A 3,176-nucleotide genomic window follows, 5' to 3' on the forward strand; every position below is an offset into this window, starting at 1 on the left:
CGGGACGCCGAGCGGGCGGCGCTGGACCGGCTGTATCTGCTCCGGGCGCGGATCGTGTGGCGGCTCCGGATCAGGAGCGTGGCGCGGTGGGTGGGGTGGGGGCGGTAGGGGTGACGCCCGGATGTGCTGGCCCCGGAACGCGGAACCGCCCCGTCGCGCTGAGTGAGCGGACGGGGCGGGTGTGGGCGGTGGACGAGCTACGGCCGCACCAGGCCGACGCGGTGGAGCCGGGCGACGTGGCCGCCCTCGGCCGTGAAGTACCGCTCGGCGGCATCCAAGAGCGCCATCGACGCGCCGGGCGAGAGGGCGCGCAGCTTGGCCACTAGCACCGCCGCACCCCGCGCGCCGAGTCCAGCGGCCGCCGTGTCGGAGCCGGGGCCGGGTCCGAGGATGCGGTCACCGACGTCCCGCGCCGACTGTCGCGCGTCCAACTCGTCGGCGGAGAGGGTGACGCGCGCCGCGGCGTCCGCCTCGCGGTCCTCGGTGGCGAACCTCAGGTGGTCCTCCACGTCGATCCAGACGTAGCGGTAGGTCTGCGGCGTGTGGATGCTCCCGGTGAGCGCGGCGACGACGACCGATGCCTCAGCCTCGGTGAGCGTGAGACGGGCCAGCTCGTCGGCGACCACGGCGTAGTAGCGGCCCAGGTCGCGGTGGACGACCTCACGCGGGGTCTGCGCCATGGTCTGCCCGGCGCGCTCGGTGATCGGCGTCTCGAGTTCGCCGGCCGCGATCTGAATCCTCAGGCGGGGCGGCATCAGACGAGCTCGTCCCGGCGGCGGCGCAGCTCGCCCTCCGTGTCGTCATGGTCGATCACGACCGACTCGGCACGCGCCTCAGCCACCAGCTCGGCGGCGCGGACCTCGATCTCCTCATCCGTCGTCGCGGCGGTGATCCCGATGTCGGCGTCGGAGTTGGAGGCGAAATAGTCGCTGGCATCCCAGAATCCGCCCTCGCTCAGCGTCACGTCGTGGTCGAGCTGCGAGGCGGTCTGGTCGAGGATCGCGGCGATCTCGATTCCGGCCTCGTCGTAGCCGAGCCGGACCTGCTCGCGGGGGCCGATCTCCAGCGCGTCGTAGGCGGCGCAGCGGGCGAGGACGAGCGGCGTGAGGACGTCGGTGACGAGCGCGGCCAGCGCGACGGGATCGGTGTTGTCGGGGAGCGCGTAGGCCGTCTGGTGGCCGTTCCACTCGTACTCGGTGACGCCGTTCTCCGAGCGGCGGCGGATCTCGGTTCCGACGCTCCGGGCACGCCAGTCGATGACGAGCATGGCGCGGTGATCTCCGTCCACGATCAGGGAGCAGCGGTCGGACATGTCGATCTGGACGGTCAGGGGGGCGGCGGCGGTCTTGGTCATGGCGGTATCCTCGGTGCGGGAGCGGTAAGTGGTGTCCCTGCTGCGTGGATAGAAGTATAGCCCATGGGGGATACCCTGTCAACCCCTAGGGGATACCTTGTCGCAACTATTTTCAGGGGATAGCAACCCCGGCTGTGGCCCCTGACGCGCGCGACAACAGGCCCCCACGCTGACCGTGGAGGCCCGATTCACATCCGCCCGCCCGTATCACACGCATGTGAAACGCGCTAGAACCCCACCGCCCGCCGACCGCTCGGCTCGTCCCACTCGCTCACGTCCACCGGAGCCCCGCCCGGCACCACCTCCACGACGCTCCGGAGGCTCGGGCACCGGGCGCGCACCCGATCGGTGAGCGCCACCAGCTCCACCAGTATCCTCTCGGCGTCGCCCCACGGCACGCGGTCCACGGACACGCACGCGCCGCCCACGTCCACACTCAGCGACACGGTAGCGGGGCGGCTGACGGCCGGTCGCTTACGCGGCGCCATCGTCCACGCCTCGGAGCGGGCGCGGCGACCAGTGGCGCGTCGGTGCGAGCTCCGCCGGCCGGCCCGAGAGGGCGGGGGAGTGGTGGCGGCGACAGGTGTCGCAGGCCACGGCCGCCTCCGTGACGAGCGTGCAGGCGACCGCGACGGCGCCGAGCCCGTTGATCGCCACGCGCACGGCGAGCAGCCCGGCCTCGTGGTCGCGCTCCGCCTCGTCCGCCTCGACAATGTCGTGACAAGTACAGCTGCACCACCCGCCCCTTGCCACCGGCGGCCGGCCCGTGGGGGCTGAGTAGCGCGATACGGGCACGAGGGCGGTCCTCACGCCGCGGCGTCGGTGGCCGGTGCGCTGCCGGTCCGCAGGTATTCGAGCGCGACCCGATAATCCGCGAACGCCAGCGGGTCAACGGCGCGTGTCGGGGCGAGTATCACCGTGGGGGCGGTGGGCGCGGTGGACTGGAACCCCACGGCGCGGGAGTAGGAGCTGGAGTGCTGCCACGACCCCATCCTGAGCGCCCAGATACTCCCACGCGGCGTGCTGCGACACTCGACGGCGGCGACGTGGTTGTGGCCGATCGCCAGCACGTCGGGCAGGAGCGTCCGGCCCTCTGTGTCGGTCGGCCAGTGGCCGCTCGCCGACCCTTCCTCCAGCCAGCGCCAGCACGCGTGCGTGTGATTGAGGCCCGAGTGCCGCCGGTACTGGTGGCGCGTGGCGATCACCCACCGCGCGGTCACCGTCTCCGGGTCGGCCGGGTCCACGATCTCCACCAGCACCACCAACTCGTCCGGCGCGTAGTGGATGCGGCGACGGGCGGCGAGCGAGCGGAGGTTGTCCACGCCCGCGAACGCAATAGACCAGTCGTCGTGATTGCCCGACGTCACCCACAACATCTTCCGCCCGAACCGGCCGACCGCGAGGTCCAGCAGCCGGAGCTCGTCGGGGATTGAGGCCGGACCGCCACCGCCGCGGTGCTTGATCGCGTTGTTGCCGAGGTCGCCGATCACGCACGCGTAGGCACCCGGCGTCTCGCGGATCGCGTCGGCGTGGTCGAGCAGGCCCGCGACGTCGGTGGCGCCGGTGGTGTCGAGGTGCCAGTCGGACGAGATGGAGAGCGCGATGGGGCGGTCGGCGGCGATGCGCACCGTGGCTATGCGTAGGGTCTTCGCCTTCTCCACGGCCCGCGTCGTGGTCCTGAGCACGCGCGCCAGGAACGCGGCCTCATCCTCGTCCGCCGTTTCCTCTGGCGCGTAGACCTCAACCGCGGCGTCGCCTGCGTCGTCTATCCGGCGCGTGACGGTGGCGCCTGGTAGCTGGACCGCGGCGGGGTTGTGGACGC

5 protein-coding genes are annotated in these 3,176 nt (G+C 72.1%); all 5 read right to left on the reverse strand.

The genetic code is table 11. The features are described 5' to 3' along the window. Positions 1-197: 197 nt before the first annotated feature. A complete protein-coding gene (locus ACYC1Z_RS14890; protein ID WP_461410292.1) occupies positions 198-755 on the reverse strand; it encodes a hypothetical protein in 558 nt (185 codons plus the stop codon). After that, positions 755-1,354 (reverse strand): hypothetical protein, encoded by a 600-nt coding sequence (locus ACYC1Z_RS14895; protein WP_461410293.1) that lies wholly within the window; start codon positions 1,352-1,354, stop codon positions 755-757. Before ACYC1Z_RS14895 ends, ACYC1Z_RS14890 begins: the two co-directional genes overlap by 1 nt. 227 nt (positions 1,355-1,581) lie before the next feature. Continuing rightward, positions 1,582-1,788 (reverse strand): hypothetical protein, encoded by a 207-nt coding sequence (locus ACYC1Z_RS14900; RefSeq protein ID WP_461410294.1) that lies wholly within the window; start codon positions 1,786-1,788, stop codon positions 1,582-1,584. A gap of 40 nt (positions 1,789-1,828) precedes the next feature. Beyond that, positions 1,829-2,149: a hypothetical protein gene (locus tag ACYC1Z_RS14905; RefSeq protein ID WP_461410295.1), complete on the reverse strand. Its 321-nt coding sequence runs from the start codon at positions 2,147-2,149 to the stop codon at positions 1,829-1,831. Between the two features lie 11 nt (positions 2,150-2,160). Further along, a partial coding sequence (locus ACYC1Z_RS14910; RefSeq protein WP_461410296.1) for a hypothetical protein occupies positions 2,161-3,176 on the reverse strand: 1,016 nt, incomplete at its 5' end.

The sequence above is a fragment of the Georgenia sp. genome (assembly GCF_054605595.1).